The 21,835-nt window shown below is 67.6% G+C and carries 14 protein-coding genes; 6 read left to right on the top strand and 8 right to left on the bottom strand.

Going from position 1 to position 21,835, the window contains the following annotated elements; genetic code table 11:
* Positions 1-10: 10 nt before the first annotated feature.
* Positions 11-3,151: an efflux RND transporter permease subunit gene (locus tag OV207_RS09210; RefSeq protein ID WP_267554316.1), complete on the top strand. Its 3,141-nt coding sequence runs from the start codon at positions 11-13 to the stop codon at positions 3,149-3,151.
* 87 nt (positions 3,152-3,238) lie between these two features.
* Here OV207_RS09210 and OV207_RS09205 read toward each other — a convergent pair whose 3' ends face one another.
* Together OV207_RS09205 and OV207_RS09200 are read right to left on the bottom strand one after the other, a co-directional pair.
* Positions 3,239-4,222 (bottom strand): hypothetical protein, encoded by a 984-nt coding sequence (locus tag OV207_RS09205; RefSeq protein ID WP_267554313.1) that lies wholly within the window; start codon positions 4,220-4,222, stop codon positions 3,239-3,241.
* 159 nt (positions 4,223-4,381) lie between these two features.
* Positions 4,382-5,953: a carbohydrate-binding module family 20 domain-containing protein gene (locus tag OV207_RS09200; protein WP_267554311.1), complete on the bottom strand. Its 1,572-nt coding sequence runs from the start codon at positions 5,951-5,953 to the stop codon at positions 4,382-4,384.
* Between the two features lie 189 nt (positions 5,954-6,142).
* Here OV207_RS09200 and OV207_RS09195 point away from each other — a divergent pair, with 189 nt between their 5' ends.
* Positions 6,143-7,429 carry an MFS transporter gene (locus OV207_RS09195; protein ID WP_267554309.1) on the top strand — a complete coding sequence of 429 codons (1,287 nt, stop codon included), beginning with the start codon at positions 6,143-6,145 and terminating at the stop codon, positions 7,427-7,429.
* A gap of 226 nt (positions 7,430-7,655) precedes the next feature.
* Here the strand turns inward: OV207_RS09195 and OV207_RS09190 are convergent, their stop codons facing one another.
* The 4 genes from OV207_RS09190 to OV207_RS09175 all read right to left on the bottom strand — a co-directional run bounded on the left by OV207_RS09190 (position 7,656) and on the right by OV207_RS09175 (position 14,097).
* Positions 7,656-8,195 (bottom strand): hypothetical protein, encoded by a 540-nt coding sequence (locus OV207_RS09190; RefSeq protein WP_267554306.1) that lies wholly within the window; start codon positions 8,193-8,195, stop codon positions 7,656-7,658.
* Between the two features lie 651 nt (positions 8,196-8,846).
* A complete protein-coding gene (locus OV207_RS09185; protein ID WP_267554304.1) occupies positions 8,847-9,428 on the bottom strand; it encodes an imm11 family protein in 582 nt (193 codons plus the stop codon).
* Position 9,429: 1 nt separating this feature from the next.
* Positions 9,430-10,728, bottom strand: coding sequence for an AHH domain-containing protein (locus OV207_RS09180; RefSeq protein WP_267554301.1), 1,299 nt, complete (start codon positions 10,726-10,728; stop codon positions 9,430-9,432).
* 93 nt (positions 10,729-10,821) lie between these two features.
* Positions 10,822-14,097: a C45 family autoproteolytic acyltransferase/hydolase gene (locus tag OV207_RS09175; RefSeq protein WP_267554299.1), complete on the bottom strand. Its 3,276-nt coding sequence runs from the start codon at positions 14,095-14,097 to the stop codon at positions 10,822-10,824.
* A gap of 252 nt (positions 14,098-14,349) precedes the next feature.
* Between OV207_RS09175 and OV207_RS09170 the strand changes: the two genes are divergently transcribed.
* From OV207_RS09170 to OV207_RS09155, 4 genes are all read left to right on the top strand, one after another.
* Positions 14,350-15,381: a 1,9-bis(guanidino)-5-aza-nonane synthase gene (locus tag OV207_RS09170; RefSeq protein ID WP_267554282.1), complete on the top strand. Its 1,032-nt coding sequence runs from the start codon at positions 14,350-14,352 to the stop codon at positions 15,379-15,381.
* 139 nt (positions 15,382-15,520) lie between these two features.
* Entirely contained in the window at positions 15,521-16,594 is a 1,074-nt protein-coding gene (gene ada / locus OV207_RS09165; RefSeq protein WP_267554280.1) for a bifunctional DNA-binding transcriptional regulator/O6-methylguanine-DNA methyltransferase Ada, read from the top strand.
* 29 nt (positions 16,595-16,623) lie between these two features.
* A complete protein-coding gene (locus tag OV207_RS09160) occupies positions 16,624-17,334 on the top strand; it encodes a 2OG-Fe(II) oxygenase (protein WP_267554278.1) in 711 nt (236 codons plus the stop codon).
* 310 nt (positions 17,335-17,644) lie between these two features.
* Complete coding sequence (locus OV207_RS09155) at positions 17,645-18,406, top strand: hypothetical protein (protein ID WP_267554276.1); 762 nt, start codon at positions 17,645-17,647, stop codon at positions 18,404-18,406.
* A gap of 434 nt (positions 18,407-18,840) precedes the next feature.
* Here OV207_RS09155 and OV207_RS09150 read toward each other — a convergent pair whose 3' ends face one another.
* Together OV207_RS09150 and OV207_RS09145 are read right to left on the bottom strand one after the other, a co-directional pair.
* Positions 18,841-19,287 carry a hypothetical protein gene (locus tag OV207_RS09150; RefSeq protein WP_267554275.1) on the bottom strand — a complete coding sequence of 149 codons (447 nt, stop codon included), beginning with the start codon at positions 19,285-19,287 and terminating at the stop codon, positions 18,841-18,843.
* Positions 19,288-19,664: 377 nt separating this feature from the next.
* A complete protein-coding gene (locus tag OV207_RS09145) occupies positions 19,665-21,518 on the bottom strand; it encodes an Ig-like domain-containing protein (protein WP_267554273.1) in 1,854 nt (617 codons plus the stop codon).
* Between the last annotated feature and the right edge of the window lie 317 nt (positions 21,519-21,835).

Genomic DNA, 21,835 nt, shown 5'->3' with positions numbered 1-21,835 from the left:
GCGTCACCCCGTGTTCGTCGACTTCTTCATCCGCAGGCCCGTCTTCGCCATCGTCTGCTCCATCATCCTGACGCTGGTGGGGCTCATCGCCATCCCCACGCTCCCCATCGCGCAGTACCCGGACCTGGCGCCGCCGCAGGTGACGGTCACCAGCACGTACGTCGGCGCGAGCGCCGAGGTGGTGGAGGCCGCCGTCACCATCCCGTTGGAGCAGGAGCTCAACGGCGTGGAGGACATGCGCTACATCACCTCCACCAGCAGCAACGACGGCCAGAGCACCATCACCGTCACGTTCGCCCCCACGCGCAACATCGAGGTCGCGGCCGTGGACGTGCAGAACCGCGTCAGCCGCGCCGCCGCGCGCCTGCCCGCGCAGGTGAACCAGACGGGCATCGTGGTGAACAAGGCCTCCAGCCAGATGCTGCTGACGGTGGGCCTGTCCAGCCCGGACAACCGCTACGACGCGAAGTTCCTGTCCAACTACGCGGACGTGAACCTCAAGGACGCCATCAAGCGCGTGAAGGGCGTGGGCGAGGTGCGCATCTTCGGCGAGCGCAAGTTCTCCATGCGCCTGTGGTTGGACCCCTCGGAGCTGGCCCGCCGCCAGCTCACGCCGCAGGACGTGGTGCGCGCGCTCCAGGAGCAGAACCTCCAGGTGGCCGCCGGCCAGGTGGGCCAGCCGCCCTCCAGCGACACCCAGCCGTATCAGATCGCCGTGCGCGCCCGGGGCCGCCTCATTGAGCCGGAGGAGTTCGGCGACATCGTCCTCATGCGCAACACGGACGGCCGCGCCGTCACCGTGAAGGACGTGGGCCGCGTGGAATTGGGCGCGGAGAACTACGCCACCCTGCTGCGCTTCAACGGCCGCACCGGCGTGGGCCTGGCCATCTTCCAGCTGCCCACCGCCAACGCGCTGGACGTGCGCGACGGCGTCATCAAGGAGCTGGACCGGCTGGCGCAGGCCTTCCCCCCGGGCCTGGAGTACCGCACCGGCACGGACACCACGCTCGCGGTGCGCGCCTCCGTCAACGAGGTGGTCCGCACGCTCATCGAAGCCATCGCGCTGGTCATCCTGGTCATCTTCCTGTTCCTGCACGGGTGGCGAAGCGTGCTCATCACCGCGCTCACCCTGCCGGTGTCGCTCGTGGGCACGTTCGCGTTCGTGTACCTGATGGGCTTCTCCATCAACACGCTCACGCTGTTCGGCCTCACCCTGGCCACGGGCCTCGTGGTGGACGACGCCATCGTCGTCATCGAGAACATCGAGCGCCTGATGGTGGAGAAGGGCCTGTCCGCGATGCAGGCGGCGCGCGAGGGCATGAAGGAGGTGGCCGGCGCGGTGGTGGCCATCTCCGTGGTGCTGGTGGCGGTGTTCATCCCGGTGGCCCTCTTCCCGGGCACCACGGGCTCCATCTACCGCCAGTTCGCGCTCACCATCGCCGCGTCGGTGGGCCTGTCCACCTTCTGCGCGCTGACGCTGACGCCCGCGCTGTCCGCGCGGCTGCTCAAGCACCACCACGGCCCCAAGTGGATCTTCTTCCGCAAGGTGGACCAGGTGCTGGACTGGACGCGCGACACCTACGGCAGGTGGCTGCGCAAGCTGCTGAAGCACCCCATGCTGGTGCTGGTGGCGTTCCTGCTGTGCATCGGCGCCACGGTGATGCTCTTCCGCGCGGCGCCCACGGGCTTCATCCCGGACGAGGACCAGGGCTACGTCATCATCTCCGTGCAGGGCCCGGAGGGCATGTCGCTGGCCCAGACGGAGAAGGTGCTCCAGGAGACGGAGGCCGTGCTCAAGGCCCAGCCGGAGGTGAACGTCATGTTCGCCATTGGCGGCTTCTCCCCCAGCGGCAACGGGTCCAACTACGCCACCGTGTTCACCGCGCTCAAGCCCTGGGAGGAGCGCAAGGGCAAGGACCAGTCCGTGGCCGCGCTGGTGGAGCGGCTGCGCGGGCCGCTGGGCAGGATTGGCAGCGCGCGCGTCATCCCCTTCCAGCCCCCCGCCATCCGGGGCGTGGGCAGCGTGGGCGGCTTCCAGTTCATCGTGGAGGACGTGGCCGGCAGCCACTCCCTGGAGGAGCTGGCGAACGCCACCCAGGAGCTGGTGCAGAAGGGCAACGAGGAGGGCCGCCTGAGGGGCGTCTTCACGCCGTTCAACGCCAACACGCCCATCCTGGACGTGGAGGTGGACCGCCAGAAGGCCAAGGCGCTGGGCGTGCCCATTGAGCAGATCTTCGGCGTGATGCAGCTCTACATGGGCAGCCAGTACGTCAACGACTTCAACTACGCCAGCCGCACCTACCGCGTCTACGTCCAGGCCGAGCAGCAGTTCCGCGACAGCCCGTCGGACATCGGCTCGTTCTACGCGCGCACCGACACCGGGGACATGATTCCGCTGGAGTCGCTGGTGAAGGTGAAGCCCATCGTCTCCGCGCAGGTCATCAAGCACTACAACCTGTTCCGCTCCGTGGAGATCAACGGCCAGGGCGCCCCCGGCGTGTCGTCCGGCCAGGCGCTGGAGGCCATGGAGAGCGTGGCCCGCCAGGTGCTGCCGCAGGGCATGTCCTCCGAATGGACGGGCATCAGCCTGGAGCAGAAGGAGTCCGGCGGGCAGACGATGATCATCTTCGGCCTGGGCATCCTCTTCGTGTTCCTGGTGCTGGCGGCGCAGTACGAGAGCTTCAGCCTCCCGTTCGTCATCATCCTGTCCGTGCCCCTGGCCATCATGGGCGCGCTGGGGTTGCAGGTGGCGCGAGGCTTCGCCAACGACGTGTTCTGTCAGGTGGGCCTGGTGATGCTGGTGGGCCTGTCCTCCAAGAACGCCATCCTCATCGTGGAGTTCGCGGAGCAACTGCGCGAGCAGGGCAAGGACGCGCTGGAGGCCGTCGTCACCGCGGCGGAGGTGCGCCTGCGGCCCATCCTGATGACGTCCATCGCGTTCCTCCTGGGCGTCGTGCCCCTGATGACGGCGTCGGGCGCGGGCGCGGCGGCGCGCAACTCGCTGGGCACCGCGGTGTTCGGCGGCATGCTGGTGTCCACCATCGTCAACCTCATCTTCATCCCCGGCCTCTACGTGCTGATGCAGAAGCTGCGGGGCGAAGCGAAGCGGTCCAGCGAAGCGGACGTCCTGCCGGCGGCGCACGCGCCCTGAGCTGACAGCACATGAAACGACGAACCGCCCTCCCCTCCCGACGTGGAGAGGAGGGCGGTCTCGTTTTCAGCGTGCGGGGGCGCGCCTTCAGATTTCGTGCGCGGTCTGCTCGTACACGAGGACGTGGCGGGAGACGGGCAGGAGGATGACGTTGAGCGTGCGCCAGTTGTCGCCGTTGGGGCCGGTGCTGAACTCGCGGAAGTAGCTCTTCACCTGCGCGTTCGCGGCGTCCTCGCCGTAGGTGTCGAGGATGGCCTGGTGCAGCGGCTGGAACTGCCCGTACATCCGCGCCTGGAACGCCGCATAGGTGTACGTGTCCGGGGACGGGTCGTTGCGGTAGCCCCGGTACTCGCTGCGCGCGAGCACCGCCGCCGCCGCCGCGTCCAGCGACGCGGGCGTCGAGTACGGCCACGCGAAGTCATACCGGTCCAGGAAGGAGTACATGTCCTCGCGGTACGCGTTGCCCGTGTTGAGCAGCGCCCGGAGGTTCCCCTCCAGCGGGAACTGGGCCAGCGTCACCGGGGCACCGGCCGGCGCCGGGGCGGGGTTCGGCACGCACGCGCCGCCCACGCAGGAGGCCTGGAGACGGTAGTTCTTGGCCAGGCCGTTGCTCCAGCCCACCACCACCAGGTACTCGCCCGCCTGATTGAAGGTCGCGAGCGGAAGCTTGCTCAGCTCGCCGTAGCCGGAGTCGTCGTCCCCGTAGCGCGGCATGAAGCCGTAGCCGTACTGCGTCTTCGGGCCGTACACGTACAGGCCGGTGTCCACCCCCATGCCCGTGCCCAGGTGCGTGACCTCCAGCGCCACCTGCGTGTGCGCCGCGACGGTGAGCGTGTAGCCCTCGTAGTTCGCCGACGTGCCGGTGTTCCCCGTCACCGCGCTGCCCACGGAGAGGTTGCCCGCGATGTAGAGGTAGCTGTCGAACGGCGTGGGCGGGGCCGGCACCAGCGACTGCGTCGCCGTCGTCACCGCCTCATCGCCCGCGAGCGCCGGGCCCTGCTCCGGCTGACCACCACAGGCCCCCAGCAGGCCCACCGCGGACATCCACAGCATCGCGCCACGCACTGCCATTCCACGCTTCATCGCTTCCGCCTTCGTTCGAGGAGGGCGGGAGGAACCCGCCCCCAGAGGAGGCGGTCCCTGTGACAGTTTGAAGACGGGAACTCAAGCAACAGTTGAAACACAGGCGCCCCCAGCAAGACGTGCAACAGGGGCGCCTGTCTCGGCGTCTTAGAAGCTGGCGGTGGTGGTGATGCTGCCGCCGGCGGCGGGCGTGTTGACGGTGTTGTTGCCACCGCCCTGCCACACGACGTTGCCGGCGCCGTCACGCTTCACGCACTTCCACTGGATGGAGGTGCTCGCGGGCAGGGCGTAGGTGGCGCGCCAGGTGGGGTACGCGGTGGGGTTGAGGATCTTGTTGGTGGCCGTGCCGCTCCAGCTGGACAGCTCCGGGATGCTGCCCGTGACGTAGACGTTCTGGCCCATCACCGTCGTGCCGTTGTTGCACACGAACTCCACGTTGGCGGTGGTGGGAGGAGGCGTGGTGCCGCCCGCGGTCCACACGGAGTAGTCCGTGCCGGAGGCCGCCAGCGTCCAGCCGGTGCCGGGGTTCCAGGCCGTGGCGCCAATCTTCACCGCCACCTTGCCGGCGATGGTGGCCGCGTAGAGGCCCGCCTCCGCGCGCAGGATGGTGACGGGGGACTCGGAGGTGAGGCCCGCGTTCTTGCGGATGGTCATCAGGTCCTTGATGGCGTTGCCCAGGCCCCAGTTGAAGTAGTGCGGCCAGTAGACGGTGGGGATGCCCGGGTGGGTCAGGATGTAGGCGTAGCCCTGCATCACCTTGGTGCACGGCACCGGCCAGTGGTTCTGCCCGTTGCCGCACGTCTCGCTGGGGCCCGTGTCGTGGTTGTCCACGAACGTGACGGAGCGGGACGGCCACCAGCCGATGGTGCCCGCGGGCTTGCCGTCGCTGGCCTTGAGGCGCGCGTAGTTGTTGTGGGTGAAGACGTCGTTGAGCAGGCCCTTCGTCGCGAAGTCGAAGGCGGCGCAGGTGCCGGTGGTCTGGTCCACCCAGCCGATGATCTGATTCTTCCAGTTGTCGGGGTTGTTCGCGTCGAAGTAGTTCGTGGGCCAGTGCTCACCCACGCAGAAGTACGGCGTGGTGGCCGTCACGTACTCCTTCACGTAGGAGCCGGCGAAGCCCTTCACGAAGTCGAAGCGCCACCCGGCGAAGCCCACGCCCTTCAGGCGGCTGTTCATCCACGTCTTCAGGTCCGCGCGGACGATGGCCTGCGAGTGGTCCAGGTCACGGGCGGCCGCGTAGCCCTCGCCGCTGTCGTTGTTGCCGCAGGCCGAGGCCCACTCGTCGCCCTTCGCCACCGCGTTGCAGCCGCTCCAGGTGGGGTTGGTGAAGTCCGCCCAGTTGGCGGTGCCCACGCGGTGGTTCACCACGATGTCCGCGATGGGCTTCACGCCCTGCGCGTTGAGCGCGGCCAGCGCGGCGGTGAGCTCCGCCTCCGTGCCGTAGCCGGAGTTGAGCACGTTGAGCTGCCGGGGCAGGTAGCCCTGGATGGAGGCCGCGTCGGACGGCGGCGGCAGCCACACCATGGTGAAGCCCGCGGACTTCAGCGTCGCCGCGCTGTTCTTCACCGTGTTCCACCAGCCACCGGCGTTGGCGGAGTTCCAGTGGAAGCCCTGGATCATCACGTCGGTGCTGGCGCCATCCAGCGGCTTGGCCACGGCGGGGGCGGCGGCGAACACGCTGGCCGCGGAAGCGGCCAGCAGGCGGGTCTTCAGCGTCATCGGGACCTCGGGGTTGGGGGAGGAAGCGGCGGCAAGCTAGTCCTGCCATCCCATGCAGACCAGGACCGCCCGTCTGGGCCGCCCTCCCACACGGCGTGCCCCGGCGACGCCGCGGTGCGTCGAGCTTTGCTGAACGGTGGAGCTGTCTAGAATCCCACCCTCCCCCGTTTCCACCCCCGAGCGTTGCCCTTGATTGAACCCGAGACGGCCCTCCCGGCCACGGCGCCGGTCGCCGAAGAGCGTTGGTCCTGGCCTCCCCTGTTCGGCCTGCTGGAGGTGCAGTTCGGCGCCGCCGTGGGCTACCTGCAGACGGCGGTGCCGTACTGGCTGGCGAAGGACGGGATGCCGCTGGCGCAGATTGGCGTGCTGTCGGGCACGGCCTTCTCGCCGCACGCGTGGAAGCTGTTGTGGGTGCCGCTCATCGACCTGGGGCCGTGGCGCCGGGTCTGGTACGGCGTGAGCACGCTGCTCACCGCGATGCTCATCCTGGCGTGCGCGCTGTTACCGGAGCCGGCGAAGCACCTGGGCGTCTTCACGCTGCTGCTGACAGCGTTGCAGGCGGCGTCGACGACGGCGCACGCGGCGCTCAACGGGCTGATGGCCACGACGTCGAAGCAGGAGGACAAGGGGCGCACGGCGGGCTGGCAGATGGCGGGCAACGTGGGCTCCACGAGCCTGATGGGCGCGCTGGCCCTCTTCCTCGCCAGCCAGTTCTCCCGGCAGGTGGCGGGCATCGTGCTGGCCACGCTGGTGCTGGCGAGCGGCGCGGGCATCTTCTGGATCACCGAAAGGCATGACGCGTCCACGGTGCCCACCGGACCACTGTTCAAGGCCGCGCGGGAGCGGGTGAAGGGCATCCTGGTGGACCTAGCGAAGACGGCCTTCAGCCGCGAGGGTATCATCATGCTGGTGCTGTGTCTGGCGCCGGTGGCCTGCGGGGCGCTCACCAACCTGTTCAGCGCGATGGCCCACGACTACCAGGTGCCGGAGCGCACGGTGGAACTGGTGAACGGCCTGGGCATGGGCATCACCGGCGCGCTGGGCTCCCTGCTGGGCGGCTGGCTGTCGGACCGGGTGAACCGCAAGATGGCGTACGCGCTGATGGGCGGCGCCACCGGCCTGTGCGCCTTCGCGATGGCGGCGGCGCCCATGACGACGACCACGTACATCTGGGGCACGCTCGCGTACAGCTTCGCGAACGGCGCGGCCTTCGCGGCCTTCGCGGGCATGGTGCTGGAGATGGTGAGCGAGGGCGCGGCGGTGACGACGAAGTACTCGCTGTTCGTCGCGGCCTCCAACTTCGCCATCAGCTACACCACCGCGCTGGACGGTCAGGCGTCCGCGTTCCGGGGCATCGGCACGCGCGCGAGCATCGCGGCGGACGGCCTCATTACCTTCGGCGGCATCAGCATCGTCGTGATCATCTTCGCGCTCTTCCTGCGCAAGAAGCCCGCGGTTCCCGCCGCCACCGCATAGGGGCTTGGCAACTGTCAAAGCACGCATTTTGAAGGGATTCTGCACCCTTAGCGCGGTCGGCACGGACAAGGACGGTCACAAGAGCGCCATCTCTTCGGGGCACGGCGTCGCGGAATCGGAGTACGATGCGACGCCGCTCCTTGACGACTTCCAGTCCATCCACCATCGGCAGGAAGTGTCGCTCGGGCTCGCTGGCTGGCTCCGTTGGTACAAGACTCGAAATCGGTCAGGCGGCCCCTGGATTGACCCGCCTTCGCTCCACTGACGCGGTAGTCGGGAGGACCTGGATCTTGCCAGCTTGCCTTCGTGCTCCTGAATCCCAGACAAACCACGCATACTCAATGCTGTCAGTGCCCTTTCCGGTGAAGGAAGGCCGGTCAGGCAGAACATAGACGTCCGGACAATGCTCCCGCATGAATGTATTCCGCTTGTTCGAGGCCAGGAAGTTGAGACGCAATAGCATCGCCACATGGTGGGACAGTTCCAGGCAGCGCGCTACGAATTCCATTGCGTCAAGATAGGGTGGATTGGTGATGGCCGCGTCGAATGGCCGTTCCGAGCGCAAAGTCGCTGGCGGCTGGTAATCCATGAAATCGCCAATCTCAATCGACTTGAGCCCCGGGATCTTCCTGAGGGGGGGTTCGAACCGCCGCTGGATCTCCACCGCCGTCCACCGCACATCGGCCCGGTCGACGGTCGATATGATCGCACCCTCGCCCGCGCAAGGCTCCAGCCAGTGCCCCCCCTTGAAGTGGACCGCTTCCATCAGACGCCGCACAGCCCACGACGGGGTCGGGTACTCGTCGAAGCCGGTTCGCCCAGCCCCTCGATTCGTAGAACTCATATGTGGGGCGCATACCAGCACATCCACCGCTACTTGTTGCTCTTTTTCGGGTGGACGCGGCGAGAGCGCTATCAGGGCTCTTTGGCGGCCACGTCGCTGCAAAGAGTGAAGGGCGCACCATTGGGCGGATACCCTTGATCCTCCTCCTTCAGGGCTCGGCAGGCTTCACACCAACTGTGGATACCATCCGGAGCATTCGCGGTGATTCGGTGGACGGTCACACCGAACTCATCCAATTTCCGAAAGGCATGTTCCTTCAGTGTGTTTCCGGAGCAATTCGGGCAGGCCTTGTACTTGCCAAGCGGGCTGCTCACACCTTTCCGAAGAGTCTGTTTGCAGTGATCACACGCAAAACCAGCACCAGGGAGAGTCATAGCCAAACCATGGCACGACCCACCGACCAACTCAATCCTACCCAGGCGTTCAGCCCGCTGGGTAGTCATTGACTCAGAGTGCAGGTAGAACCATTACGGAGGTCATGATGACCGCCAGTCTCCCAACGCATCAATCCCTTCGCGAACCGCGTCCCGGCCATGCGAAAGCTCAAGTGTATTGCTGGATTCACTGCGCATCTCATCCTCCAGTGGGCGCCGTCACCTGCTCGAACGACACGCCCAGGCTCCCGACTCTTTCGAGGGCTTCCTTGACGTCGTCCGACACGACGAACGCGGTCTTGAACTTCGTCAGCCGAAAGACCCGAGCACCCTCGGTCCTCAAGGGGTCGATTCGCAGGCCATAGATCCAGCGGTACTCTCCCTCATATTCAGGAAAGGAGTTCTCGGGGTAGTGCTGCACCTCCTGGCATCGCGCTTCGTCGATGCAATCCATCAATCTGATGGCATTGACGACGAAGTAGGACTCGGACTCTCGCTCAATCGACACTGGAAGAAGCTGCACATCGTCGGGAGCCAGGGTTCTGAAGACGTTCGCGACGGCTGCGTTGACGATGGGGGCTTGCTCTATCCCAGACAACACAAATGCGCGTTTCACACCAGGATGTGAAATCTGCGCCTCCATGGGTCCAGGATCGGGAAGCACACGACCCTCCGCGAACATCCAAGGCTCCTCGAACGAGCCACCGCCCGCAGGCGCAGGAGTCCTGACCACCCACTGTGGCACGTCAGCAATACCTACCCAGTAGAAGTCACGCGCCACCTCACCCCTCCATCTTCACGATGAGACTCCGCAACGGGGAGCCCGGCGTCAGAAGCTCGTTGGCAATCCTTGCAAGCTCATCGCTCAAACTGGCTCGACAGCTCTCCGTCGTGCGACATCGCGCGACCGCACGCTCAAGACGAACCACCACTGCGTTGTGATATTTCTCAGGGTGCGGTCCTTCATGACCATTGAGCCTCACCTTGTTTGAAGCGCTTTCGAGTGTCATCCCGGCTTTCTTGAAGACATCCTCGCATCTCGGTGTCCACGGGCCACCTGTAACAGCCGAAATCAGGTTCTTGTTCGTGCAGATGTGGTGAATTGGCCCTTCGGCATCGCCCGGAATACCGTTCGAGTACATCGCCACGGCAGCGGTAGCCCCTGGAGCCAGCGCCACGTTCAGCACACCCGCGGCGGGCATCGCGATGGAAGTCACGCCGCCATTCAGTGCCGTCCCAAGCTGGAATCCCGCTTCCGCCTGTACGCGAAGGGCGGCCTGGGAGAAGCCAGGGAGCCTGGGTCCCCGGGCTGCCATCGCGCTCTTTCCGCCCAAGGCCGTCGTGACGAGCAGCACCAGGACGCGCGTGCCGTTTGTGCCGAGCGTCTTGCCGAACCGATGCCCTATGTCCTGCAACTCGATGACACTGGCGGCCTTCTCTGCGTCGTCCCAGAGTCTCACGAAGCCGCGACCTATTTCCCAGACTGGCACGACACCGAGGTACGCCACCATCGCTGCCGTCAGGGCTATCGCGAGGACTTTGGTGATCGGCTCGGGAATGGCCATCGTGAGAAGCACGGTCAGTGCCGCCGACGTCAACATGGCCTTCAGCACAACCGGGTTCAGCAGCTTCCCGACCTCCGCCTCGACACTCCCCCACACAGTATCGAGCGCGAAGGACAGCGCCGTGAGCGTCCGGTCCCTCCGAGAGAACGCCAGCCCCGCCCCGCCCATCAGGCTCAGGCAGTCATTTGGATCGGGGCAGATGCGTGCGTACAACGACTCGGGGGGAGCATCCGCTCCCGAATCCGCGAGGCCCTTCGACGATGCAAGCAGCGTCCTGGACCGGGCCCATCCCCGTGCGTCCGCTGCATCCATCTCGCGGAAGGCAACGTCCATGCGCAGGTCGAGGATGAGCTGTGTGAGGGCCAATTTGAACTCGTCCTCGCCCACCTGAACTGGATCAACCTCCACCGACTCGTGGAGCACCTGCCTGCCGTCTCCAGCATCAAGGTGGACGACGCGAGCGGTCGCACATCCCCCCGCGAACAACAACAACGAGACAACTGCGACCAAACGCACAGGACCTCCAAAAGCCGGACCACTGCTGACCGTCAGTGAATCAGGCCCGGGCGGAAGCGCAGGGCCTCCACCCGGGAGAGGCGGCCCCTCGAATCAGGGCGTGGCCATGCCCAGCTTGGGCGCGGGCAGGTCCACGGACAGCTCCTGCGTGAGGCCCTCCGTGGCGTGGAAGCCCTTGCCGCTCACCTCTCCGGCGCGGAACAGGGCCCAGCTCTGGAGGCCGCGCTGGAACGTGCGCGTCATGTGCCACAGCTCCAGGCCGCTGTTCGCGACGAAGAGGTACAGGGTGCGCTTGGGGTTCCAGGGGTTGGGCAGCGCCACGGCGAGGCCGTCATCCGCGCGGCCATACGTCTTGCCCTGCCAGCGGAAGTAGCGCCGGCCCAGCTCCACCGGCAGCTTCTTCTCCGCCTGGAGCCGCGCGAGCAGCCCGTTGTCCTCCGCCCCACCGAACACCACGAGGTCGCGCTCCGCCAGCTCCGCGTCCGTCACCTCCGCGTCCGGCTTGAGCGGTGCCAGCTTCTCCGGCGACGCGTCCGCCAGCTGCTCGCGGTAGTTCAGCGCCAGCGTGCGCATGGACTCCACCTGGCGGGCGGAGCCGTACACGAAGAGCAGCTTCTCCCAGTCGTCCAGCGTGTTGGCCAGGGTCTGGTAGCGCTCGCGGGCCACGGGGATGTCGTTGCCCACGTTGAACACCACGCGCACCGGCTTGTCCGCGACCTTCACGGTGAAGGTGTCGCTGGCGCCCTTCACCTCCACGCGCTCCAGCGTGGCGCCCTTCTCCGTCTGCACCTCCACCAGCGTGGCGAACTGCCAGGGCTTGCCGGACTGATCTACCTTCAGCACCACCTCGTAGCCCTCCTTCGCCTTCTGGGCGCGCGAGGTGAGGCGCGGCGCGGGCAGCCCCTCACGCGCCACCCACTGGTTCACGAGCGGCGCCACGTCCCGGCCCGCGGCCGCCGACGCCGTCTTGATGAAGTCCTGGGTGGACAGCTTCTTGTTCGCGAAGCGGCCGTGCACCGCGGCCATCACCTGCGCGAACTTCGCGTTGCCCAGCGTCAGCCGCAGCTGGTGCAAGAGGTACGTGCCCTTGATGCGGGGCACCGCGTACTGGCCATAGCGCCCGTAGTCCGTGCGGGCGGCCGTGGGCACCACGTCTCCTTCGCGCGAGGAGACGTAGAGGTAGCGGGCATTGAGCTCCGCGAGCGCGTCGCGCTGCTGCTCGAACGCCTTGCCCAGCACGTCGTCCCCCTCCGGCAGGTCCTTGAGCTGGGTCCAGTACGCGGCCGAGCCGCTGACGAACCAGTTCTCCCCATCCGTGGCGGGGAACACCGTGTTGGCCCACAGCTTCTTCTCATCGAAGGCGAGCGCCTCCTTCACCCGGCTGAAGTCCTTCTTCGGCTTCTCCACCTTGGGCTCGGGCTTCTGCTTCGCCTTCGCGGCCCTGAGCTTGTCCGCCACGTAGACGGGGCTGAAGGCGGTGTAGCCCAGGGACAGGTGCGGCGTGGCGCCGGGCAGGTCCGGAATCCAGCGGCTGCCCACCATCTTCTCGCGCAGCGTCGTCTTGCCGAAGTGCGCCAGGAACATCAGCTTCTCCGCCATCTCCGACGTGGTGACCTTGCCGTCACACGCGTGGGGGCGGTTGATGGGGCTGGTGGCCAGCATCCGCGTGGCGCTCTCCACGTCGAAGCCGGCCTTGCCGTACCGGGCATAGGCCTCCTGGAAGGCGATGTCGCGGTTCCAGGTGTTGAAGGCCAGGTCCACCGGGGCGTTGCTCGCGTTGGGCACGGACTCCTTGCGCACCTCCGGGTCGCGGTTGTTGTTGTTGGCCCAGATGAAGTCCTTGAGGTTTCCGGGCGTGTCCGCGGGCTTGCCCTTGCTGCCGGTGCGCCACAGGCGCGCCTTGTTCGTGCCGAGCAGCAGGCACGCGCCCTCGTCCGTCTTGGTGTCCGCCAGCGTCCAGTCGTTGGTGTACAGGCCGTTGTTGCGGTCCTTGAGGATGCGCTCCACGTCGTCGATGGACGACGCGTACTGCGCCGCCCGCCGGATGCGGTTGCTCTGCGGGGTGCCGTCGATGTTGAAGGGCGTCTGGCCCACGGTCGTCTCGCCGATGACGATGCCCGCGTCGTTGATGAACCAGTCCGAGCCGCTGTGGATGCCGCCCGGGAAGGTCTGCATCACGAAGCGGCGGCCCTTCGTGGGCTGCACGTCCAGCACCACGTCCCAGTGGACGCCGGTGTAGCCGTTCCACATGAAGATCTGCCCCATGACGACGCGGCCGTCCTTCGTCGCGGACTTCGTGGCGACGAACGACGAGCAGTGGTCGCCCTCCCCCGCCCGGCCGTTCTCGTCCTCGCCCTTGAGGAAGGTGCGGCCGGACAGTGGGGACGCCGTCACGCGGTTGGCGTCCTCCAGCTGGCCCAGGTCCACCGCCGAGTTGAGCGCGACGATGTCCAGCACGTCCAGCTCGCGCTCCTTGCCATCCGGGCCCTTGAACTTCGCGCCGCCCACGTTGGCGCCGTCCGCGATGCCCTTCATCTCCTCCAGGAACTCCGCGTCGAAGCGGCGCAGGAAGAGCGAATCCGCGAGCAGGCGCACCTGCGCCCAGCCCTTGCCAGCGTCCGCCTTGTCCTTCTGGATGCCCAGCTTCTCCATGTAGCGGACGATCTCCTGGGGCACGAGCTCACCGAACTGCCGGCCGCGCTCGTAGGGCTCGCCCTCGATGTGCACGTACACCCAGCCGCCGTCGTCATACCGGAAGCCCTTGCCGGCCCAGCGCACGCTCTCCATGGGGACGTACGCGGTGATGTCGTCCACCTCCTCCAGCTTCACGTCGTCGAACCACGCGGTGCCGGTGGCCTTGCCGTTGTGGCCCAGGTGCGCCTGCACGCGGTCGGTGGACTGGGTGGCGAAGAACATCACCTGCACCCGGCCGCTGGCGTCCGCGCCCTGCGGCGGCGAGCAGTTGGTGAAGGGGAAGCTCTGCATGGACAGACATGCGCCCAGCGCCGTGGGGTAGCGCGCCTGGGCATCCGCCTGCACGCCCTTCGTGCGCACCCACGCGCTCAGCCGGTAGAGGCGGCCCACCTGGAGCTTCACCGCGTCCGACTGCACGGTCGTTTCGGCGCCGCCCTGGGGGCTCTCAATCACGAGCCCGCGGCTGCCCTCCGCCTTCGCGTCGGTGCTGGTGGACACCTTGCCCTGGCCGGTGACGGACCAGCCCTTGGGGAGGCCCGCGCCAGCGGTGGCTTCAAAGCCTGCGTTGGGGACGGCGACGGGCGCGGGGGCCGCCCAGGCGGGGGCCGCGGCACAGGCCAGCAGCGTGGACCCAAGCAGACGGGAGCGTTTCCACATCAGTCGGAGGTGGGGCATGGCTTGCTCATCTCGTACTGGGAGTTGGGAAGTGCGGCGCGGCATCCTGTCACGCCGCCCCCGAGCGTGCAGGCCATGAATGACTCGCACCTGCCTGGCTGGCGTGATAGGGGGCGCATGTCGCACGCCACCTGACGTCTCCGATGGCGGTCTCCCCCGTTCGCGGGCCGGACCGTAGGACGTCTCGGGTGGCGCTTGTTGTCGGCCCAGGGCCTCCCGACCTCCATCCAAGGCCGTCGGGGTACACCCTCCGTGACAACGACTCCCAGCAAGCAGGCGCTGCTTCGCGACACCATCCAACACATCGACATCAAGGCCTTCGACGTGCGCCCGCTCGTCCAGGCCATGGGCCACATGGCCTTCCAGGCGCGCAACCTGGGCCGCGCCGCCAGCCTCTATGACACCATGCTCCGTGACGAGAAGTGCGGGGTCATCCTCTGCCTCGCCGGCAGCCTGTTCTCCGCCGGCCTGAAGCAGGTGGTGGTGGACATGGTGCGTCACCGGATGGTGGACGCCATCGTCTCCACGGGCGCGCTCATCGTGGACCAGGACTTCTTCGAGGCCCTGGGCTTCCACCACTACAAGGGCCGCGCGGACGCGGACGACAACGCGCTGCGCGACCTGAGCATCGACCGCATCTACGACACGTACATCGACGAGGACCAGCTGCGGGTGTGCGACGCGACCATCGCGGCCATCGCCGCGGAGCTGGAGCCCCGGCCGTACTCCTCGCGCGAGTTCATCACCGAGATGGGCCGCTACCTGGAGACGCACGCGAAGAACAAGGACAGCGTGGTGCTGGCGGCGCACCAGGCGGGGGTCCCCATCTTCTGCCCGGCGTTCAGCGACTGCTCGGCGGGCTTCGGGCTGGTGCACCACCAGTGGCACCGGGCGGGGAAGCCGCAGGTGTCCATCGACAGCGCCAGGGACTTCCTGGAGCTGACGAAGTGCCGGCTGAAGCTGGAGGACTCCGGCCTCTTCATGGTGGGCGGCGGCGTGCCGAAGAACTTCGCCCAGGACATCGTGGTGGCGGCGGACTTCGTGGACCAGCCGGTGTCCATGCACAAGTACGCGGTGCAGCTCACCGTGGCGGACGAACGGGACGGCGCGCTGTCGGGCTCCACGCTGCGCGAGGCCAGCAGCTGGGGCAAGGTGTCCACCGTGCACGAACAGATGGTGTACGGCGAGGCCACGGTGACGATGCCGCTGGTGGTGGGCGCCGCCTACCATGAGCGCGGCTGGACGCAGCGGCCGGAGCGCCGGCTCGTGAACGCCTGCCGGTAGCGGCTTCGCGGGCCCCCGCGCTCCGGGTGCCGGGGCGCGGGGCCCCTTCCGAATTCAAGAGCAAGACGCGGAGTGCTGGCCTGGAGCGCCGGGGTTAGTTTCCTGGCGTGGTCATGGAGACCGCTGGGAGGCAACGCACGTGAAGACGAAGGTGGAAGCCCTCGCGGCGGTGACGCTGGGCGATGCGCGCTGGGCCTCGGTCGTGGCGCGGGATGAGGGCGCGGATGGGCGCTTCTTCTATTCCGTGAAGACGACGGGCGTGTACTGCCGTCCGTCCTGCGGGGCCCGGACGCCCCGGCCGGAGAACGTCGGCTTCCACGCGACGACCGCCGAGGCGGAGCAGGCGGGGTTCCGGGCATGCAAACGCTGCAAGCCGGGCCAGCCCTCGCTCGCTTCACGGCACGCGGATCAGGTGGCCGAGCTGTGCCGCTTCATCCAGGGGGCGGAGCAGCCACCGAGCCTGGAGGCGTTGGCGGAGCGCGCGGGCCTGAGCCCCCATCACCTCCACCGCGTGTTCAAGGCCGTCACCGGGCTGACGCCCAAGGCCTACGCGGCGGCGCACCGGGCCGAGCGGATCCGCACGGGCCTCGCGCGGCGCGGCTCCGTCACCGAGGCCATCTACGACGCGGGGTTCAACTCCAGCGGGCGCTTCTACGAAACCTCCAGCCAGGTCCTGGGCATGACGCCGACGAACTTCCGCGCCGGTGGCGCGAACACCGAGATCCGCTTCGCGATTGGCGAATGCACCCTGGGCCCCATCCTCGTGGCCACGAGCGACCGGGGCGTGTGCGCCATCCTGATGGGGGAAGACCCCGACGCGCTGGCGAAGGACCTCCAGGACCGCTTCCCCCAGGCGACGCTGGTGGGCGGGGACGCGGAGTTCGAGCAGTTGGTGGCGCGGGTGGTGGGCTTCGTGGAGGCCCCCCGCGTGGGGCTGGACCTGCCCCTGGACGTGCGAGGCACGGCGTTCCAGCAACGCGTGTGGCAGGCGCTGCGGGAGATTCCGGCGGGCGCGACGGCGAGCTACACGGACATCGCGGAGCGGATTGGCTCACCGAAGTCGGTGCGGGCCGTGGCGCAGGCGTGCGGCGCGAACGCGCTGGCCGTGGCCATCCCCTGCCACCGGGTGGTGCGCAACGACGGTGCCCTGTCGGGCTACCGCTGGGGCGTGGAGCGCAAGCGCGCGCTGCTGGACCGGGAGGCGAACCGATGAGGGCGGGAGGCGCGCTCGCGAAGGCTCCCATGGCTGGGATCGCGGCCCGGGTGGGCGCGGTGGCGTGGGACATGGTGGCCAAGGAGCTGGATGCACGGGGCTGCGCGAGCGTGGAGCGGCTGCTCACCCCCGAGGAGTGCGAGGCCCTGGCGCTGCTGTACGACGTGGAGGATGCGTTTCGCAGCCGGGTGGTGATGGCGCGTCACGGGTTCGGGCGGGGGGAATACCAATACTTCGAGTATCCCCTGCCGGAGGTGGTGTCGGAGCTGAGGACGGCGCTGTATCCCTGGCTCGCGCCCATCGCGAACCGCTGGAACACGGCGATGGGCATCGACGTGCGGTATCCGGATGTCCACGCGGACTTCCTCGCGCGCTGTCACGCGGCGGGACAGGCGCGGCCCACGCCCCTGCTGCTGCGGTACGGCCCGGAGGACTACAACTGCCTGCACCAGGACCTGTACGGGGAGCACGTCTTCCCGCTCCAGGTGGCCCTCCTCCTGTCCGAGCCGGAACGGGACTTCACGGGCGGGGAGTTCGTGCTGTCGGAGCAGCGGCCCCGGATGCAGTCACGGCCGGAGGTCGTCCCCCTGCGACAGGGCGACGCGGTCGTCTTCGCGGTGCATCACCGCCCGGTGCAGGGCACGCGGGGCACCTACCGCGTCAACCTCCGGCACGGCGTCAGCCGGGTGCGCTCGGGGCAACGACACACCGCGGGCATCATCTTCCACGACGCGACCTGAAGCGCCGCGCGGCATGGAGTCGATTGCCGCCGCTCCCAAGCAGGGCGACCCACTGCCCGCAGGCGCGTTCCCGCTGGTTCGAGCTGAATCCCCCCACGTCGCGGACCGCGCATGGTGACAGGAGACACCAGGGAATGACGGCGGTCATCAGGCCGCGCCGCGCGGCGCCGCGTTGGCGCGCATCCAAGCCGAGGAAGATCAATGGATTGCGCGTGCCCCCAGGCTTCCAGGGCGCTGGCACGCCCGCTGCTATGGGTGGACTCAACGCTGAACGCGGCAACCACCCTCTTCTTCCGAAACGAGTTCCCCCATGAAGCTCTCCTCCGCTCGCGGCTCCTCCACCAACGCCATCCGCCGTCCCCCCGCGCAGGACATCCCGTCTTCCAAGCCGAGCTCGCCGAACGTACCCCAGAAGCCGGACGCCAGGCCCTCCTCGCCCAACGCTCCGAACGGCCCCCAGAAGCCGGACTCCAAGCTCTCCACTCCCAACTCGCCGAACGCGCCCCAGAAGCCGGACGCCAGGCCCTCCTCGCCCAACGCTCCGAACGGCCCCCAGAAGCCGGACTCCAGGTTCTCGTCGTCCTCGCTCCTCGACACCGCCACCCAGCTGCCGGACGCCATGCTCTCCGCGTCCTCGCTGCTCAACGGCGCCCAGCTGCCTGGCCCCATGCTCTCCGCGCCTTCGCTGCCCAGCGGCGCGCAGTTGCCGGACGCCACGCTCTCCGCGCCCTCGCTGCCCGGCGGCGCCCAGCGGCCTGACGCCACGCTCTCCTCGCCCCTGATGCAGTCGCTCCAGGCGGACGGCTTCTCCGCCGGCGGCTCCAGCAAGACCGAGAGCCTCGGCAAGCTGCTGGAGGGCATCACCTCCGTGATCAGCAGCATCACGGAGCTGGTGCAGGCCGCCACCCAGGGCGTGCAGGCGGTCTCCCAGGGCGTGCAGGGCGTGGCCCAGGGCGTGACGGGCGTCGTCGGCGCCGTCGGCACCGCGGGCAGCTCGCTGCTCGGTGGCGCGCTCGGGCAGGCCCACTCGGATCCGACGGCCGGCATGAGCCAGGCCCCCACCATCGAGTAATCCGACGGCACCCCGCTTCGGATGAGACAAGCAGCCCCTCTCCAGCACGGGCCGGAGAGGGGCTTCGTCATCACGGGGATCCGCCGCGGGTTGCTTCGCGTCGACGGTGGACTCGCCCACGATGCTCAGGCCGCCGACGCCAGGCCTGGTGCCGTTGACGGTGGCACGCCGCTCACCGTCGCCCAGGCGGCCGTGGGCGCCTTCAATGCCCTCCTCCAGCACCTGCTTCACCACCCCGGGCTTTGAACTCCGGCGTGTACTTCCTGCGCTCGCGTCCCGGCATCGTCGTGGACATCCTTCGGTCACCTCATCTCGGGTGTCCGCAGAACCCGGGAAGGCTCACCCTGGGATTGCGCGCCGATGGAGCGCAGTCCGCCGACGGAGGGGCCGTCCAGCCGGGCGACCTCCCAGTGCGTACTTCACGGCACTCCAGCTCAGCAGCCGCAGGTGCTGAAGACGGTCTGGTATTGGTATTCCGTGTGCGTGTAGGTGCCGGCATCATTGAAGCACACGCGGTAGCTGGACTGCTGGTTGGAGCGGCCACTCTCGTAGCGCCGGACCGCCGTCTGGCCGGAGGGGCACACCGGGGGGCGGTTCGCGCTGCCGCCTTCGCCCAGGATGGACTCGGCGTCGTCCTCCTTGAGGAGCCGCTCGCAGACCCAATAGAAGTCACACATGGTGGAGGGGGCACAGGAGGTCGTGCCCGTGTTGGTCCAGCTGGACCAGGTGCCACACGAGCCCAGCTCGGCCTCCACCGTGGCCAGCGCCGCCGCTTCCTCGGCCGCAGCCTCCTCGGGCGTCATGACCCCACCACAGGCCGTCAACGCCAGACTCGTGCACACCAGGGCCACCGCGCGCAGCAATGAGGATCCAGGCTTCATGGATGATTCCTTGGTCCGGGGGGCTCCGGAATGGAACCCGGCCGTCTGACAGGACTCATGCTATCCACGAAATCCCCGCAAGACGAGCGCAGACCTGGAAGGCAGGCTCCGTCTCTTGGGAGTATTGTCCAGTCGACGTTTGCGGGGACACCGAGACCGGACGCCGTACGCGCAAGACGTCTGCCGTTGAGGAAATGGAGTCCATGGGGGGCGCCCGTCGGAGGCTGCTCGCCAGAGCCTGTCCGACAGTCGGACAGGTTCGCGGCATGCGCCCCCGTCGGGGAGCCTCGTCCAGATGGCTCACCCGGAGCGGGGCGAAGCGTGTGGCGGACGCTCCACCCGCCTGGCTGACGGGTGGAGCGACTCCACGGGAGTCTTCAGCCAGAGGTGGCCACGGTGAAGGACTGGGGGGCGAAGTTTGGGCTGTTATTGCCCGCCGCATCCGTCGCCCAGGCCTTCACCGTGTGCACTCCCAGCGTCAGCGCCTTCGTGGGAGTGAAGCTCCAGGTGCCCCCGGCGGTGGCCTTGGTGGTGCCCACCTTGACGCCATCCACGATAATCGCGACGGAGAAGCCGGCCTCCGTTCTTCCGCTGTAGGTGGGCGTGGTGTCGCTCGTCACCGAACCAGCGGCCGGAGTCAGCACCGTCGGAGGCGACCGCTTGATGCGCAGTGTGACGGAGGTGAACACCTCGGTGCTGGTCCCATTCACCATGACTTGATGACTCTCGTAGCGCACCGGCGTGATGAGCAGGTCGCTCGCGATGTTGCTGACAACCGCCTTCGGGCCAAACCGCCCGACCTGCAGCGTCCCCATCGCCATGCCCGTGCATCCCTCGCACTTGGGTGCGCGGTACACGAACACACCGCCTCCGCCGATCTGGTTCACGCTGTTGACGCGTGACTTCGGCACGGCGACGAACAGCCGCATGTCAGAGTCGGGGCTCTCCCAGACGGCCCCCAACGGCAGGGGGCTGGCGCTGTCGGCGTTGTTGTCCACCGGCCGGAGCGTGACTTCAATCGAGCCACCGGCTTCGATCGCCGGGTTGACCTTGATCAGGTCCGCCTTCTTCGTCCAACCCAGCCAGTGGAGCTGCGGGAGGTTGTAGTTGTCCGAAGGAAACCGGCCCATGTTCGTGCTCGCGTCGCCGTAGGCGTCGACATCGCCCGTGGCATCGAGCCGGTTGCCGTGCGCGAGGCCAAGGACGTGTCCGGTCTCGTGGTAGTAGGTCCGCATCAGGCCGTCATTGAGGTAGATGCGGTGCGCACTGGCCCTTGAGCTTGCGCACATCCCCAGGGGCATGAGGTACACGTTCAAGAACGCGTTCGGCTTGCTGTTCTTCACGGCGTAGCCCTTCGCCGTCTCGCAATCGCTGCTCGTCACCCTCACGGTCTCGTCTGGGCCGAGGAACTGCAAGTGCACCTGGTTGTGCGACGCCACGGCGAAGAATTCATACATCGCCTGGATGCGGCTCCGACTCGTCGCGATCGAGGGTGTTTCGCGCCCCTCGAGGACGACGCGGATGACCTTGGCCGTATGCGTCGTGTTGATCGCGCCCAGCTTGCTGTTGAAATTCCTGACGCAAGTCGGCTCGTTGGCGGCACAGACGTAGCTGGCTGGCGACGACGCCTCGTCGGCGGACTGAACCCGGAATGATCGCACGTTCTCGTTCGCGCTCGCGCCGCTCGGGAACGAGGTCCCGCAGAGGCTCGTGTCGTATTGGACGACAGTCGATTCGCCGGCGCAGCCCGCGGCAGCATGGAGCGTCACGGTCTTGCCAAACGGAACCTCGACGAAGGAGGCATCCGTGCCACCGAGCGTGTAGCAGCCGTCAAGCTCGGCTTCCTGCATGACCGCGGAGTCGCCATCGCAGCCCACGCGCACGCGAACGCGCGGCGCATGGGAAGCGATGAGCTGAGCGCGCAACGTGGGCCAGTGGGTGGACGTGCAACGCCCTGCCTTCACCTCATCAAGGAAGAGACCGTCTTCGAGCTCCGGGTGCTCGTAGGTCTGGCACGTCTGCCACAGCTCGCTCCAGTGCGGCCAGTCACAGGTCCCCGCATCGACGTACTCCTGCACGCACGAGAGGGACGCCTCGAGTTCCGAGGAGAGGAGTGCCTGGCGGGTGGTGGCCACAGCCCCCTGACGCTCTGGAGACGGCTCCGCCGCGCCACCACATCCTGTCACCAACGCCGCGCCCATCACGACAGCCACCACGAACGTCTTTTTCATGTTTCCCACGCTGGTAGCTCACGGTGCCCGTGCGCCACCGCCCGTCATGTGCGGCGGCACGACAGCCTCAATCCAATGAATCGGAGCCTCAATTCGTGGAGTCGACCAGTTATCCTGGAAAGGCCGTAATAATGACTTGTCCGCCTATTGATCGATTTAGGCAAGCTTTGATGTGACGCGCAGTGCGATTGCCGTATGACCGTGGGTAGGAAGCCCTCTGTGGGGTAGCCCTGAGCGGTCAGGGCTTCCCATTTCAAGACCTGAGGAGAAGACGGTCCATCCTGCACGGATCGAACTGCCGGGGTGCTGCTATGAGT

This window comes from Corallococcus sp. BB11-1, assembly GCF_026626625.1.
Classification (GTDB): domain Bacteria; phylum Myxococcota; class Myxococcia; order Myxococcales; family Myxococcaceae; genus Corallococcus; species Corallococcus soli.
Note: the sequence above shows the minus strand (reverse complement) of the source record. Positions and strands in the feature narration are given on the sequence as shown.

Excerpts from the sequence above, each read along its gene's own strand:
- OV207_RS09205 (WP_267554313.1), bottom strand. The coding sequence starts at position 4,222 with ATGGCAGTGCGTGGCGCGATGCTGTGGATGTCCGCGGTGGGCCTGCTG.
- OV207_RS09200 (WP_267554311.1), bottom strand. The coding sequence starts at position 5,953 with ATGACGCTGAAGACCCGCCTGCTGGCCGCTTCCGCGGCCAGCGTGTTC.
- OV207_RS09190 (WP_267554306.1), bottom strand. The coding sequence starts at position 8,195 with ATGGAAGCGGTCCACTTCAAGGGGGGGCACTGGCTGGAGCCTTGCGCG.
- OV207_RS09175 (WP_267554299.1), bottom strand. The coding sequence starts at position 14,097 with ATGCCCCACCTCCGACTGATGTGGAAACGCTCCCGTCTGCTTGGGTCC.
- OV207_RS09160 (WP_267554278.1), top strand. The coding sequence starts at position 16,624 with ATGGCTGGGATCGCGGCCCGGGTGGGCGCGGTGGCGTGGGACATGGTG.
- OV207_RS09155 (WP_267554276.1), top strand. The coding sequence starts at position 17,645 with ATGAAGCTCTCCTCCGCTCGCGGCTCCTCCACCAACGCCATCCGCCGT.
- OV207_RS09150 (WP_267554275.1), bottom strand. The coding sequence starts at position 19,287 with ATGAAGCCTGGATCCTCATTGCTGCGCGCGGTGGCCCTGGTGTGCACG.
- OV207_RS09145 (WP_267554273.1), bottom strand. The coding sequence starts at position 21,518 with ATGAAAAAGACGTTCGTGGTGGCTGTCGTGATGGGCGCGGCGTTGGTG.